16 protein-coding genes, 1 tRNA gene and 1 pseudogene are annotated in these 12609 nt (G+C 63.1%); 7 read left to right on the forward strand and 11 right to left on the reverse strand.

The window, feature by feature from the left end:
- Positions 1–18: 18 nt before the first annotated feature.
- The 5 genes from LZ518_RS13495 to LZ518_RS01155 all read right to left on the reverse strand — a co-directional run bounded on the left by LZ518_RS13495 (position 19) and on the right by LZ518_RS01155 (position 3690).
- Positions 19–648, reverse strand: a complete 630-nt coding sequence (locus LZ518_RS13495) for a TetR/AcrR family transcriptional regulator (protein WP_249914223.1) — start codon at positions 646–648, stop codon at positions 19–21.
- 154 nt (positions 649–802) lie between these two features.
- Complete coding sequence (gene nusG, locus LZ518_RS01140) at positions 803–1339, reverse strand: transcription termination/antitermination protein NusG (protein WP_249914224.1); 537 nt, start codon at positions 1337–1339, stop codon at positions 803–805.
- Positions 1340–1359: 20 nt separating this feature from the next.
- The gene (gene secE / locus LZ518_RS01145; protein WP_249914225.1) at positions 1360–1671 is read right to left on the reverse strand and encodes a preprotein translocase subunit SecE; all 312 of its coding nucleotides are present in this window, start codon (positions 1669–1671) and stop codon (positions 1360–1362) included.
- A 4-nt stretch (positions 1672–1675) separates the two neighbouring features.
- A tRNA-Trp gene (locus LZ518_RS01150) sits at positions 1676–1751 on the reverse strand.
- Positions 1752–1926: 175 nt separating this feature from the next.
- Positions 1927–3690, reverse strand: a complete 1764-nt coding sequence (locus LZ518_RS01155; protein ID WP_249914226.1) for a fatty acyl-AMP ligase — start codon at positions 3688–3690, stop codon at positions 1927–1929.
- 108 nt (positions 3691–3798) lie between these two features.
- On the opposite strand from LZ518_RS01155, the gene LZ518_RS01160 reads away from it, so the two are divergent.
- The 5 genes and pseudogenes from LZ518_RS01160 to LZ518_RS01180 form a co-directional block, all read left to right on the forward strand.
- A complete protein-coding gene (locus tag LZ518_RS01160) occupies positions 3799–4338 on the forward strand; it encodes a regulatory protein RecX (protein ID WP_249914227.1) in 540 nt (179 codons plus the stop codon).
- A gap of 47 nt (positions 4339–4385) precedes the next feature.
- Positions 4386–4976, forward strand: coding sequence for a cold-shock protein (locus LZ518_RS01165; protein ID WP_249914228.1), 591 nt, complete (start codon positions 4386–4388; stop codon positions 4974–4976).
- Positions 4977–4999: 23 nt separating this feature from the next.
- Positions 5000–5443 (forward strand): DUF192 domain-containing protein, encoded by a 444-nt coding sequence (locus tag LZ518_RS01170; protein ID WP_249914229.1) that lies wholly within the window; start codon positions 5000–5002, stop codon positions 5441–5443.
- Between the two features lie 72 nt (positions 5444–5515).
- Positions 5516–5899: an NADH:ubiquinone oxidoreductase subunit NDUFA12 gene (locus LZ518_RS01175; RefSeq protein WP_249914230.1), complete on the forward strand. Its 384-nt coding sequence runs from the start codon at positions 5516–5518 to the stop codon at positions 5897–5899.
- 140 nt (positions 5900–6039) lie between these two features.
- Positions 6040–6273: pseudogene (locus tag LZ518_RS01180) on the forward strand (DUF2155 domain-containing protein); the annotation flags it as partial.
- A gap of 35 nt (positions 6274–6308) precedes the next feature.
- Here the strand turns inward: LZ518_RS01180 and aat are convergent.
- Both aat and arsC read right to left on the reverse strand, forming a co-directional pair.
- Complete coding sequence (aat, locus tag LZ518_RS01185; RefSeq protein WP_249916462.1) at positions 6309–7034, reverse strand: leucyl/phenylalanyl-tRNA--protein transferase; 726 nt, start codon at positions 7032–7034, stop codon at positions 6309–6311.
- A gap of 20 nt (positions 7035–7054) precedes the next feature.
- Positions 7055–7402: an arsenate reductase (glutaredoxin) gene (gene arsC, locus LZ518_RS01190; RefSeq protein WP_249914231.1), complete on the reverse strand. Its 348-nt coding sequence runs from the start codon at positions 7400–7402 to the stop codon at positions 7055–7057.
- A 205-nt stretch (positions 7403–7607) separates the two neighbouring features.
- Here arsC and LZ518_RS01195 point away from each other — a divergent pair, with 205 nt between their 5' ends.
- Positions 7608–8165 carry a YMGG-like glycine zipper-containing protein gene (locus LZ518_RS01195; RefSeq protein ID WP_249914232.1) on the forward strand — a complete coding sequence of 186 codons (558 nt, stop codon included), beginning with the start codon at positions 7608–7610 and terminating at the stop codon, positions 8163–8165.
- 71 nt (positions 8166–8236) lie between these two features.
- Positions 8237–9508 (forward strand): L,D-transpeptidase family protein, encoded by a 1272-nt coding sequence (locus LZ518_RS01200; protein ID WP_249914233.1) that lies wholly within the window; start codon positions 8237–8239, stop codon positions 9506–9508.
- On the opposite strand, the gene LZ518_RS01205 is transcribed toward LZ518_RS01200, so the two are convergent.
- From LZ518_RS01205 to LZ518_RS01220, 4 genes are read right to left on the reverse strand one after another with little or no spacing between them, the layout of a single operon-like run.
- Entirely contained in the window at positions 9505–10218 is a 714-nt protein-coding gene (locus tag LZ518_RS01205) for an energy transducer TonB (RefSeq protein ID WP_249914234.1), read from the reverse strand. The two genes, LZ518_RS01200 and LZ518_RS01205, sit on opposite strands and share 4 nt — an antisense overlap.
- A gap of 39 nt (positions 10219–10257) precedes the next feature.
- Positions 10258–11622 (reverse strand): acetyl-CoA carboxylase biotin carboxylase subunit, encoded by a 1365-nt coding sequence (gene accC, locus LZ518_RS01210; protein WP_249914235.1) that lies wholly within the window; start codon positions 11620–11622, stop codon positions 10258–10260.
- A gap of 6 nt (positions 11623–11628) precedes the next feature.
- The gene (gene accB / locus LZ518_RS01215) at positions 11629–12108 is read right to left on the reverse strand and encodes an acetyl-CoA carboxylase biotin carboxyl carrier protein (RefSeq protein ID WP_249914236.1); all 480 of its coding nucleotides are present in this window, start codon (positions 12106–12108) and stop codon (positions 11629–11631) included.
- 37 nt (positions 12109–12145) lie between these two features.
- On the reverse strand, positions 12146–12586 hold the full coding sequence (locus tag LZ518_RS01220) for a type II 3-dehydroquinate dehydratase (RefSeq protein ID WP_249914237.1): 441 nt from the start codon (positions 12584–12586) through the stop codon (positions 12146–12148).
- Positions 12587–12609: the final 23 nt, after the last annotated feature.

The following is a 12609-nucleotide window of genomic DNA, read 5'->3' on the forward strand; positions in this document are numbered from 1 at the left end:
TGGAGATTGGATGCAACCTCATGCTGGCTGTCCAATCAGCAAGCCGTCCAACACCGTCTCGACATGCTGCTTGGCGAGTTCGCCAAGGTCGAGCGGCTCGCCGCCGATGGGCTCCAGCGTCTGGCGGTAGAGGATGCCCATCAACATCGGCCCGAGGAGCGAGAATGTGTGCAGGCGCGCATCGCCGGCGCGGACCTCGCCCTTGGCCTGAGCCATTTCAATCAGGGCGGTCATCGTGCCAATGGCCTTGGACACCACTTCGTCATGCCACACCTTGGCGAGCTCCGGGAAGTTGCCGGATTCGCTGATCACCATCTTGGCGACGGCGCCGATCGGAACTCGGGCCGTCACCTCGACAAAGTTGGAAAAGAACAGGCGCACGAGATCGCCGAACGGTAGGCCCGCCTGGATCAGCGCGGCGCGCAGCCGTTCGACATTGGGCACGACCGCATCGCGTATCACCGCGCGAAACAGCTGCTCCTTGTCGGCGAAATAGAGATAGAGCGTGCCCTTCGACACGCCGGCCCGCTTGGCGATCTCATCCAGCTTCGCGGAAGCAAACCCCTTTTCCGCGAACACCTCAAGGGCCGCCGCGCAAATCTCGCGCGGCCGATCCTCTGCCCGGCGCTGGAATTTGGGTTGCTTCACGAATCGCTCCTAACTGACCGGTCAGTAAGTTAAATGATGATCGAAACGCAAGCGTTATCTGTTTGGCGCAACGAAAAAGGGCCGGCGTATGGCGCCAGCCCTTTTTTGAAAGCGGATCCCGGACCAAGTCCGGGATGACGACCTTATCGGGTCGTCACTTCACTCTTTCGACCTGCTCGAACTCGAGCTCGACCGGCGTTGCGCGGCCGAAGATCGACACCGAAACCTTGACCCGGGCGCGGTCGAAATCGAGCTCCTCGACGACGCCGTTGAAGCTTGCGAACGGGCCGTCGAGCACCTTGACCGAATCGCCGATCTCATAGTCGACCTTGATCTTGGTCTTGGGCGCTGCCGCGGCCTCTTCCTTGGTGTCGAGCATCCGGTGGGCCTGGGCGTCCGGAATTGCTTGCGGCTTGCCGTTCGGCCCCAGGAAGCCGGTCACTTTCGGCGTATTCTTGACCAGGTGATAAACATCGTCGTTCATCGCCAGCTTGGCGAGCACGTAGCCCGGCATGAACTTGCGTTCGGCCTGGACCTTCTTGCCGCGCTTGATCTCGGTAACCGTTTCGGTCGGAACCTCGACAGCCTCGACCAGGCTTTCGAGGCCGAGACGCTTGGCTTCGGACATGATCGCGTCGCGAACCTTGTTCTCGAAGCCGGAATAAGCGTGGATGATGTACCAGCGGGACATTGGGTAACCTTCGAAAATCGTTAGCCGAGCAGGCCGAGGAGGAATTTGACGATCGCGCTGAACGCCGAATCGACACCGAAGAAGAAGATGGCGAGCATGGCGGTCATGATCAGCACCATGATGGCGGTGGTGCGGGTTTCCTTCATCGACGGCCAGACGACCTTGCTGCCTTCGGCACGCACCTGCCGGATGAATTCGCCTGGATTGACCTTTGCCACTGTCTCGATGCCTTCAAACGGATAGAAAAACGAGGTCCGCGACCATCGTCGCAGGACCTCGAACGCGGGCGATGTAGCGCGGTTGCTGTCGCCCTTCAAGGCTGCGACGTTCACGACCTGGCAGGGGCAGAGGGACTCGAACCCACGACCCTCGGTTTTGGAGACCGATGCTCTACCAACTGAGCTATACCCCTAGGCCGTGGCGCGACCTAATGTGCTGAGGGGATGCGCGCAAGTGCTGCCGCAACCATTATCGTCATCCCCGCGAGGGTCCCATCGAAGTAGTACTTCGATGGGCGCCCGAATGCGGGGACCTAGCAAAAGAAAAACTGGGTTCCCGCTTTCGCGGGAATGACGAGGAATTGATACCTAGGCCGCGACGTCGAACGGAACGATCTCACCCGTAAGATAGAGGTTGCGCGCCTTGGTCCGCGACAGCTTGCCCGAACTGGTGCGGGGCAGGGTGCGCGGCGGGATCAGCTCGACCACTGGCGAAATGCCGGTAATCGCGCGGACCCGCTCGCGGATATCGTCGCGCAACCGGCTGCGCTCTTGCGCGTCGCTGACCCGGCAGTGGACCAGCACGGCCGGCGTTTCCTCGCCGCTCGGGCCGGTAATAGCGAAGGCGGCGATGTCGCCGGCCTTGAAGCCGGGCAGCTGCTCCACCGCCCACTCAATGTCCTGCGGCCAATGGTTCTTGCCATTAATGATGATCATGTCCTTGGCGCGGCCGACGATGAAAATATAGCCGCCCGACATGTAGCCCATGTCGCCGGTGTCGAGCCAACCGCCCTTCATGCAGGCTTCAGTCGACTCCGGATCGCGGAAATAGCCCACCATGACGCTCGATCCGCGGACCCAGACCTTGCCGATCGAACGATCGTTCATCGGCCTGCCATCCGCGTCGCGGATCTCAATTTCCATGCCCTCGACCGGCTTGCCGCAGTTAACGATCGCGCGGTAACGACGCGGCCGCTCCTGTGCCGGAGTGCCGACCCCCGACAGCTCGCTTTCCTCGACCAGCTCGAGCCGGATTCCCTCGCCCGGCGGCATGATCGATACCGCCAGCGTTGCTTCGGCAAGGCCGTAGCTGGGGCAGAAAGCCGAGGCCTTGAAGCCTGCGTCGGCGAAGCTGTCGACGAACGCCTGCATCACGTCCGGACGGATCATGTCGGCACCGTTGCCGGCCAGCCGCCACCGCGACAGATCGAAACGGTCGGCGGCGCGGGTCTGCGACGACATGCGGCGCGAACAAATGTCGTATCCGAATGTCGGCGAATAGGAGAGGCTGGTGCCGGGATTGCGGGTGATGAGGTCGAGCCAGGCCAGCGGGCGCCGAGCGAAATCCTCAGTCTTCAGATAGTCCGTCGATACCTGCAGCGCGAGCGGGGACAGCATGCAGCCGACCAGGCCCATGTCATGGTACCAGGGCAGCCAACTGACGACGCGGTCGGTCTGTTCGATATTGGTGCTGATGCCGTGCGCACGAAGATTGTCGAGCAGCGCGCGATGGGTCACCGCTACGCCATGCGGGAAGCGGGTCGATCCGGAGCTGTACTGAAGATAGGCGATTTCATGCTGGTCAGCTGAGGGCAACTCGGCGGCAACGGGCTCTACCTCGGCGAGGCTGTCCCAATCCCGGGCCGCGATACCGCGCCTATCCGCGGCGGCGGTTGCGAAATCGGCCAGTTCGGCCGGATACAGGAAAAGCTTCGGATCGCTGCTGGTCAGCATCACCACCAGCTGTTCGACATAGGCGTCGCGCCCGCCGAAGCTGGTCGGAAGGGGCAGCGGCACGGGCCACAGCCCGGCGTAAATTGCGCCGAAGAAACATGCGGCGAACTCGGGGCCGGTTTCCGCGATCAGCGCCAGTCGATCGCCTTTTTCCAGGCCCAGCGCCATGAAACGATGGGCGTGACGAAGCGCGTCCTCGCGCAATTCGGCATAGGGATAGGCACGAACCAGGGTCCCGCGCGCGTCGTGAAAATTCATTCCGCGATGGCCGCGAGCAGCATAGTCGAGCGCGTCGCCCAGCGTCGGAAAATCGGCAATTCGCCGCTCAAGCCGGTCAAGCGTCGGCGTATATCCGTCGAGCGTCAGGGTAGCGTCGATCCTATCCTTGCGGTCGAGCACGCGGCAAATTCCTGTTCGTTGGTCCCAATTGGCAGCCCTCAGGCCAGCAAACCCGCCAGGAGCAGGTCTTTTTGCCTGATGGTGGGGGAGTGTGGCACAAACATGGCCATGGCCGCCAGCCCATCCCGCAAGCCGCGCCCGCCGCTGACCGCCGAAAAGCTGGACGAATTGGCCATTTCCTATGTCGGTCGCTTTGCCACCAGCCGCGCCAAGCTCAATGCTTTCCTGACGCGCAAACTGCGCGAGCGCGGCTGGGCCGGAGCCGGCGAACCGCCAATCGACGAGCTAACGGAGAAACTGGTCCGGCTCGGATACATCGACGATCGCGCCTATGCGCTGGCCAAGGCGCGCTCGCTGACCGCCCATGGATATGGCAGTCGCCGCGTTCGCCAGGCGCTGTCGCATGCCGGGATCGCCGAAGAGGATTCTGGCGATGCCAATGATCTGGCAACTGCGGAGGCATATGAGGCCGCGCTCCGCTTTGCCCGGCGAAAGCGTATCGGACCCTATGCCGAAGCCAGGCCCGATCCGAAGCTCCGCGAACGGGCCCTGGCGGCCATGATCCGTGCCGGTCACGGCTTCGCGGTGGCTCGGGCGGTGGTCGATCTTGGTCCCGGTGAAGTCCCCGATATGGTCGTTGACAGCTAATGCTTATGTCGGTTTCGCGACACAACGGTCCATGGTAAGGAACTGGCGTGCAGCGTTTGAGCGCCGAAACGACTCAGGAGGTAGGCCCGGAACTGATGGCTGCGGGCGACGATTCTCTTCCTGAAGGTCTCCAGTGTACGGGTCGGGTCAAGTGGTTCGACGCGACGAGGGGCTTTGGCTTCCTGATTTCGGATGATTGTGACGGCGACATCCTGATCCATTTCAGCGTGCTCAAGGAGCATGGGCGGCGGTCGTTGCCGGAAGGCGCAACCGTCGAATGCCTTGCCGAGCACCAGGACCGGGGCTTCCAGGCTCGCAAGATTTTATCGATTGACCTTAGTACGGCCTTGCCGATGCCGGCCCGTCCGGTCCAAGCTTCCGGCGAGCGCGCGGACCGCAAGGCCTTGGCCGATGCCGCGGGCGAGTATGAGCCGGTGGAGGTCAAATGGTTCAATCGGGTAAAGGGCTACGGCTTCCTCAATCGCGCCGGGGAGTCGGAGACGGGCGAGGATATTTTCGTCCACATGGAGACTGTGCGGCAGTCGCAGATCGTCGACCTGCAGCCCGGCCAGCAGCTGGAAGCCCGGATTGCCGAGGGACGCAAGGGCCTGACAGCAGTCGAGCTTCGAGAGGTCTGATCGCTCGCGCAATCGCGTTCGGGATGGTGGCATCGCTCGCCGCTTGCCAGCCGTCCGCCTCCAGCGCCGTCGAACTTGGCCAGTCGCCGGCGGGCCTTGAGCAAGTGCCGCTGACCATTACCTCGGGCGGCGCCAAGCATCGCTTCACCGTTGAGGTCGCCAGCACCGGCGAGCAGCAGGCAATGGGCCTGATGTACCGCAACAGGCTTGATCCCGACCGCGGCATGATCTTCCCGTTCGATACTGTGCGGCAAGCGAGCTTTTGGATGAAGAATACTTTGATCCCGCTCGACCTGATTTTCATCCGTCCCGACGGCAGGATTGCCAACATCGAGGCGAACGCCGTGCCGCTGTCGCTCCAGCCGATTTATTCGGATGGCGAAGTTACCGCGGTGCTGGAGGTCGCCGGGGGGCGTGCGGCGGAGCTTGGCGTCCGACCGGGCGACAAGGTCGAGTGGAAGCGATGAGCGCATGCGCGATGCTCGCGAGTGCCCCATCACGCTTGCCTAGCCCCGCGTAAAGCGGCAAAGGCGCGGGCCATGGGAATCCTCGCAAACGCATTTACCTGGTGGAACGGCGCCTCGTGGGGCACCATGATCAATTCCCGCCGCAACGGCGAGGAAGTCGGCCGCGACGAGGCCGGCAACATCTATTTCCGTCATCGCAAGGATCCGAAGCGCCGTTGGGTGATTTACGCCGGCTCCAACGACGCCAGCCGCACCCCTCCGGGCTGGAACGCCTGGCTGCGCGGGACGATCGATGACCTTCCCGAAAAGGGCCTGCCGCCACGCCGGAAGTTCGAACAGGCGCCGCAGCCGAACCTCACTGGAACAATGGCCGCTTACCGCCCCGGCGGATCGCTGGCCGCAAATCGCATTCGCCCCGCCAGCACCGGCGATTATGAGGCGTGGAAGCCCGAATAAGAGTGAAGCGATTGCGCGCCTCTTTCATGCTGGTGCCGCTGGCGCTGCTCGCTGGCTGCAACAAATCCGAAGAGCCCGGCAATGAAGTTCTGACGGTCGAGGTTCCCCGCTCGTCAGGGGACCAACCGGGAGTCACGCCGATGGCGGAACGGGTCGCGGTGCTGGGTCTGCTCAACAAGCGTAACGGCATTGTCCGCGACCTGACCTTGAAGCCCGGCCAGGCGATGCGGGTCAAGGACGTCACTGTCCGTCTCAAGGCGTGCGACACTTCCGCGCCATGGGAGCTGGAGAAGCTGACCGGGGCCTTTGTCCAGGTCGATGTTCGCCGGCCGGACGGCCAGTGGGTCAGAAAATTCTCGGGGTGGCTCTACAAGGAAAGCCCGTCGCTCAATGTGGTCGAGGATCCCGTTTACGACGTGTGGCCCAAGAGCTGCGCAATGAACTGGCCCTCAGGGCCGGCGGCGCCAGCGGCTCCATCAGATTCCAGAAGGGCGTCGAGCGCTTCAAACTCGGGCGGCGGGAGCGACTCGGCTGACGAAACGCCGATCGGCAATGAATCAGCGCCAGCCGTCAGTACGCCGGCGCCTGCGGTCGACGACAGCGCCGCGGTTAGCAATTCGACATAATGTTCACGGCTTACCGCCCGCGCCCCAAGCCTTTCCAGATGGGGCGTGATGAACTGGCAATCGAGCAAGGTAAAATTGCCGACTTTCAGCCGCGCCACCAGCCAGGCCAGAGCGACCTTTGATGCGTCCGTCACGCGGCTGAACATCGATTCCCCAAAGAAGGCGCGGCCAAGCTTGACGCCGTATAGGCCTCCAACCAGCTGGCCGTCCTGCCAACACTCGATCGAGTGGGCGTGGCCGACGGCGTGAAGGCCAAGGGTAGCCCGCTCGATGACCCGGTTGATCCAGGTTTCCTCGCGATCGGCACAGGCCAGCAGCACTTCATGAAAAGCCGTGTCTCGGGTGACCTGGAATTTCCCCGACCGGACGCGTTTGGCCAGCGATCGCGAAAGGTGAAACTCATCGAGGGGGATGATTGCCCGGCTACGCGGCTCAACCCAGAAGATGTCGCCCGCGCCGCGGCTGTCGGCCATGGGAAATATGCCGGCAGCATAGCCGCGCAAGAGCATCCGCGGATCCAGGCCCTCGCTCACAGAATCTGGCGCACCTCGTCCTGTGGGCGGCACAGTCGCACGCCCTTTTCGGTTTCAACCAGCGGACGCTGAATCAGGATCGGATGTTCCATCATCGCGTTCAAAATCACGCCGTCGCTAACCGATGGGTCGGTCAGGCCCAGCTCGACGGCCAGCGGCTCCTTGTCGCGCAGCCCCTGGCGTGGGGTGATTCCGGCGCGTAGATAGAGCCGTTGCAGCTCGTCCCTGCTTGGCGGCGCTTTCAGATATTCGACAACGTCGATGTCGGCGCCTTCATTTTCCAGAATTTCCAGCGTCTTGCGGGACGTACCGCACATTGGGTTGTGATAAATGGTGGCCTTCATTTCGATTCCGTTCATTGCACCATTTAAGCGTGCCACAGAGAGACGGCGCATAACAGCGATTACGGCGAACTGATGCCCATGGGCGTTGTCTTGCCGGAACCTCCTCCGTCGACTCTCGTTTGGCGAACGTGACTTGTGCACCGCTGCCGGGGGCGTTGGGTCCTGGGGCACGGTCCATTCATAGAACATAAAAGGGAGTCAGAAGATGCGTAAGTCGATGATTGCAGTTCTGCTCGCCGGTACCCTGTCGCTCGGCGCATGCGCCGCGAATAGCGAACAAGCGGGCAACATTGCCCAGGGCGCGGCGATCGGAGCAACGGGCGGTGCGGCGGTTGGCGCCGTGGTGCCTGGCGTGAACGTGATCGAAGGGGCCGCGGTTGGCGCGGCGATCGGCGGTCTGGCCGGTGCGGTTTGGGCCGATAACAACAATGACGGCTATGCCGACGGTTATGTCCACAACGGCACCTATTATGCCGGGACGCCGTCGGGATACGATCCGACGCTTCGCCGGGTCGCCACCGGCGCTGCCGTCGGCGCGGTTGGCGGCGCCGTTGCCGGTGCGGTAATTCCGGGCCTCAGCCCGATCACTGGCGCTGTCGTCGGCGCAGCGATCGGCGGCCTGGTCGGTGCAGTCTGGGCCGACAATGATCGTGACGGACAGGCCGATGGCTATGTCTATAACGGTCAATATTACCAGGGCACCCCGTCCGGCTATGCGCCGAACACGGCACCTCCCCCGCCAGCCTCAGGTGAACGTGGCTAATGGGGTCAAGGACCAAGATTAGTGGGTCCGAAAAGCCCGCCGGACGCCCCCTGCGTCCGGCGGGCTTCGCCATGCTGGCCGTGGCAAGCCTGCTGGCGCTTGCGCCGGTACAGCCAGCCTTGGCTTCTCGCGCGGCACTGGCAGCGGAAAAAATCGACCCTGCGTCTGGCCCGCAGTGGGTCACATCGGACCAGCGGGCAGCGAGCCATTTTCTTGCCCTGCTTCAGACATCCGACCTCGATGGGCTCGATCCCGCCCGATTCAAGCTAAAGCCAATGCTGAAGGCGCTGCGTTCGGCGTCCGAAGGGAAATTGAAAGCCGTCGATCGGGCCAATGCTTTGTTTGACCGGGCGCTGGTCGATTATGTGACCGCGCTTCGTTCGACGCCTTCTAAGGAATGGGCGATCGTCGATCGCGGTGCCGTTCCTGCTGCGCCTTCGGCCTCCGCGCTGCTGGCGCAAGCCGCGGCTGCTCCCTCGCTGGAGCGGTGGGTCGACGCCATGCCTTTCATGCATCCCAGCTATGCCGATCTGCGCCGCGCCGTCGCGGCCGCCAGGAACAGCGGCGATGCCCGAGCCGAAGCGGTGCTTCGGGTCAATCTCAATCGCGTGCGGATCCTCCCTTCCAGCGGTCGTTATGTGCTGGTCAACATCGCGGCGCAGCGCCTCTACATGTACGAGGATGGGCGCCCGGCGGACTCGATGAAGGTCGTCGTCGGTCAGGGCCGCGATGACCGCAAGACGCCGATGATGGCCGGGGCGCTGACCTATGCATCGCTCAATCCATACTGGAACGTCCCGCCCGACCTGGTCGGCGACGATGTCGGCATCTACGTCCAGAAATACGGCCTCGGCTACCTCAAGTCGCGTGGTTACCAGGTGCTGTCAGATTGGGGAGAAAATCCGGCCGTCATCGATCCCGCGACTGTTGACTGGCAGGCCGTCAATGACGGCAAGGTGCGAGTCCGCGTCCGCCAGCTGCCCGGCCCCCGCAATGTGCTGGGCAAAATCAAATATACCTTCCCCAACCCCTATGGGGTTTACCTGCACGACACGTCGCAGCCGCAATTGCTGACGCATGAGGTGCGGCTGTTCAGTGGCGGCTGCATCAGGCTGGAAGATGCAGCGCGGCTGGGGCGGTGGCTGTTCGGAAGGTCGCTCAAGGCCGCATCCGAGGAGCCTGACATCAAGGTGCCGCTCGACAAGCCCGTCCCGATCTATGTCGCTTACTTGACCGCCGTGCCCGACGGGACTTCGATTACTTATCTCGAAGACGTTTATGGCTGGGATGCGAAGCGCCTGACCGAAAGTGGCGCGGGCAGCAGCCTCGTCGCTGCCAACTAATAACGGCGGAAATTGATTCCCCAGGTATAGTCGCTGCCGAGCTCGCTCTGGATAGGAACACCGGAATTGGTGGTTGCTGGACGGAAGCGCAGCCGCTTTGTCAGCAACCGGCATGTGGTCGCATCAAGCAGCGGGCTGCCGCTCGATGCCGTGATGCGGCAATTGGCGATGCGGCCGCTGGTCAAGACGGTAAAGCGCACGCTGACCCGTCCCTGCAGCCTGTCGTGCAATGCGGTGCGCGGATAGTCGCTGTTCTGGAGGCCGCCAGAGATCCATTGTGCCGGCGATCCGCCACCTCCCGTACCGCCGCCCCCGCTGCCCACTCCAGACCCTCCGGCTCCGGGTCCTATGCCGGCGTTCGCAGCGCCGGCGGTCGATTCCGCGCCGGTTCCGGCGACTGGCGCTGCCGCGACCGGGGATTTCGCCGGAACGACCTGCTTCGGCTTGGGGACGACGACTTCGGTCGGCTCGGCTTTCCTGCCGGATGCGCCTTCCTCTTCCTTGGCCTTTCCAGGCTGCTCGTCTGGCGGCGGCTGGGGCTCCGGGATTTCGTTGATGTCGATCAGGGCGGTCGGCTGGTCTTCGCCAAGCCGCAACGGCGATCCGGCCGGGATCAGCAGCACGGCCCCGATAATCAGCGCGTAGATCGCGACAACCGCGACGACGGCTTTCGTGCGATCGGCTCCCGATGGAGTAGCGCGATAGGGCATTGCAGCGGCTGAAACGCGCTAACCCGCCCATGGATGCGCCTATTCGGCGGGCGTCGGCACCGGGCTCTCGTCGAGCCAGCGCTCGAGCCATTTGATGGTGTAATCGCCGGTCTTGAAAGCGTCGGTGGCGATGATCCGCTGGTGCAGCGGAACCGTGGTCTTCATCCCTTCAACCACGAACTCCTCAAGAGCGCGCTTCAATCGGCGGATGCAGCTTTCGCGATCGATGCCATAGACGATCAACTTGCCGATCATGCTGTCGTAATAGGGCGGCACCTTATAGCCGGCGTAGAGCCCGCTATCGACGCGGACGTGCATGCCGCCTGGCGCGACGTAGTTTTTCACCAGGCCCGGCGATGGGGCAAAAGTCTGCGGGTCCTCGGCGTTGATCCGGCACTCGATCGCATGGCCGTGAAGCTGGACCTGGCTTTGCGTCACCGACAGCCCGTCGCCCTGGGCGACCCGGATCTGCTCGGCGACCAGGTCGATGTCGCTGATCAGCTCGGTCACCGGATGCTCGACCTGCAGCCGGGTGTTCATCTCGATGAAGTAGAATTTGCCGTCCTCGTAGAGGAACTCGATCGTACCGGCGCCGCGATAACCCATCTCGGCCATGGCCTGGGCGACCAGAGCCCCCATTTCCGCGCGCTGGTCAGCGGAGATTACAGGAGAGGGCGCCTCCTCGATGACTTTCTGGTGGCGGCGCTGGATCGAGCAATCGCGCTCGCCGAGATGGATCGCCTTGCCGTTGCCATCGCCGAACACCTGGAACTCGATGTGACGCGGGTCGCCGAGGTATTTTTCCATGTAGACGGTCGGGTCGCCGAACGCCGCATTGGCTTCTGACGACGCCTGGCCCATCAGGCTTTCAAGCTGGTCTTCCGATGGGACGACCTTCATGCCGCGGCCACCGCCGCCGGACGCGGCCTTGACCAGCACCGGATAGCCGATCTCGCGGGCGATTAGCTTGGCTTCGTCGACACTGTGCAGCGGGCCGGGTGAACCGGGGACCAGCGGCAGGCCGAGCTTCGCGGCGGTGTTCTTCGCCTCGATCTTGTCGCCCATGATTCTGATATGCTCCGGCTTCGGGCCGACCCAGATCAGATTGTGGCTCTCGACGATTTCGGCAAACTGGGCGTTCTCGCTCAGGAAGCCGTAGCCGGGATGGACCGCATCGGCGTGGGTAATCTCCGCCGCCGAGATGATGTTGGCGACATTGAGATAGCTGTCCTTGGCCGGCGGCGGGCCGATACAGACTGCTTCATCGGCAAGGCGGACGTGCATCGCGTCTGCGTCGGCGGTCGAATGGACCGCGACCGTCTTTATGCCCAACTCGTGGCAGGCACGGTGAATGCGCAACGCAATCTCGCCGCGGTTGGCGATCAAGAGCTTCTGGATCGTCATCCGGTCTTACTCGATGACGACGAGCGGCTGGTCGAACTCGACCGGCTGGGAGTCGCTAATCAGGATCTGCGAGATCTTGCCGCCCTTTGGAGCGGTAATCGGGTTCATCACCTTCATCGCTTCAATGATCAGCAGCGTGTCGCCCTGCTTGACTGGCGATCCGACCGCGATGAACGGCTTTGCGCCCGGTTCCGGCGACAGATAGGCGGTTCCGACCATCGGCGATTTTACGGCATCGACCGGAGCGGCAGGTGCCGCCTCCGCTACCGGTGCGGCAGCCGGCGCCTGGGTGGCTGCGGCAGGCATGGAATTATAGGATGGGCCGGAGGCAAGCACTTCGCGAATGGCCTGGCGAACGACCTTGATCCGGCGGCCCCCGTCCTCGACCTCTATTTCGGTCAGTTCGTTGGCGGACAGCAACTCGGCGAGCTCTTTTACCAGCGCGGTATCGACGCGCATCGCCTGCTGTTCCTTGGGATCGACCATTTCACAAACCCTTTGAAATCCGTAGCGGCGCTCCCTGTCAGAGCCGGGCCGCCGCGTCCAGTGCCAGTGCGTATCCAGTCACGCCTTTGCCCTTGATGACCTGGTTCGCGGCAAGCGCGACGAGATCGGTATGGCGGAAGGATTCGCGCGTTTCCGGGTCGCTCAAATGAACTTCGATCACAGGAGTCGAAATCGCCTTTACCGCGTCGTGAAGGGCCACCGAGGTGTGGCTGTAGCCGCCCGGGTTGATGATCACCGCCCTGGCGCCAACCGCCTGGGCTTCGTGCAGCCAGTCGATCAAATGGCCCTCATGATTCGATTGTCGGATTTCGACACTCACGCCAAGCGCCCCGGCCTGCTCGCTCAACCTTTCGGCAATCTCGTCGAGCGTGTCCGATCCGTAGATTTCCGGTTCGCGGCTTCCGAGGAGATTGAGGTTCGGCCCGTTGAGGACGAAGATCAGCGGTGGCGTCGCCATGGCCAGCCCCTATATGGGCGCCA

Origin of the sequence: Sphingomonas brevis, assembly GCF_023516505.1 — a bacterium.
Classification (GTDB): domain Bacteria; phylum Pseudomonadota; class Alphaproteobacteria; order Sphingomonadales; family Sphingomonadaceae; genus Sphingomicrobium; species Sphingomicrobium breve.

What these genes read in the sequence shown, in the direction of transcription:
- nusG (WP_249914224.1), bottom strand. Translation starts at nt 1,339, where the DNA reads ATGTCCCGCTGGTACATCATCCACGCTTATTCCGGCTTCGAGAACAAG.
- LZ518_RS01160 (WP_249914227.1), top strand. Translation starts at nt 3,799, where the DNA reads ATGGCCGCCAGCCCATCCCGCAAGCCGCGCCCGCCGCTGACCGCCGAA.
- LZ518_RS01170 (WP_249914229.1), top strand. Translation starts at nt 5,000, where the DNA reads ATGGTGGCATCGCTCGCCGCTTGCCAGCCGTCCGCCTCCAGCGCCGTC.
- LZ518_RS01175 (WP_249914230.1), top strand. Translation starts at nt 5,516, where the DNA reads ATGGGAATCCTCGCAAACGCATTTACCTGGTGGAACGGCGCCTCGTGG.
- aat (WP_249916462.1), bottom strand. Translation starts at nt 7,034, where the DNA reads ATGCTCTTGCGCGGCTATGCTGCCGGCATATTTCCCATGGCCGACAGC.
- arsC (WP_249914231.1), bottom strand. Translation starts at nt 7,402, where the DNA reads ATGAAGGCCACCATTTATCACAACCCAATGTGCGGTACGTCCCGCAAG.
- LZ518_RS01195 (WP_249914232.1), top strand. Translation starts at nt 7,608, where the DNA reads ATGCGTAAGTCGATGATTGCAGTTCTGCTCGCCGGTACCCTGTCGCTC.
- LZ518_RS01200 (WP_249914233.1), top strand. Translation starts at nt 8,237, where the DNA reads ATGCTGGCCGTGGCAAGCCTGCTGGCGCTTGCGCCGGTACAGCCAGCC.
- LZ518_RS01205 (WP_249914234.1), bottom strand. Translation starts at nt 10,218, where the DNA reads ATGCCCTATCGCGCTACTCCATCGGGAGCCGATCGCACGAAAGCCGTC.
- accC (WP_249914235.1), bottom strand. Translation starts at nt 11,622, where the DNA reads ATGACGATCCAGAAGCTCTTGATCGCCAACCGCGGCGAGATTGCGTTG.
- accB (WP_249914236.1), bottom strand. Translation starts at nt 12,108, where the DNA reads ATGGTCGATCCCAAGGAACAGCAGGCGATGCGCGTCGATACCGCGCTG.
- LZ518_RS01220 (WP_249914237.1), bottom strand. Translation starts at nt 12,586, where the DNA reads ATGGCGACGCCACCGCTGATCTTCGTCCTCAACGGGCCGAACCTCAAT.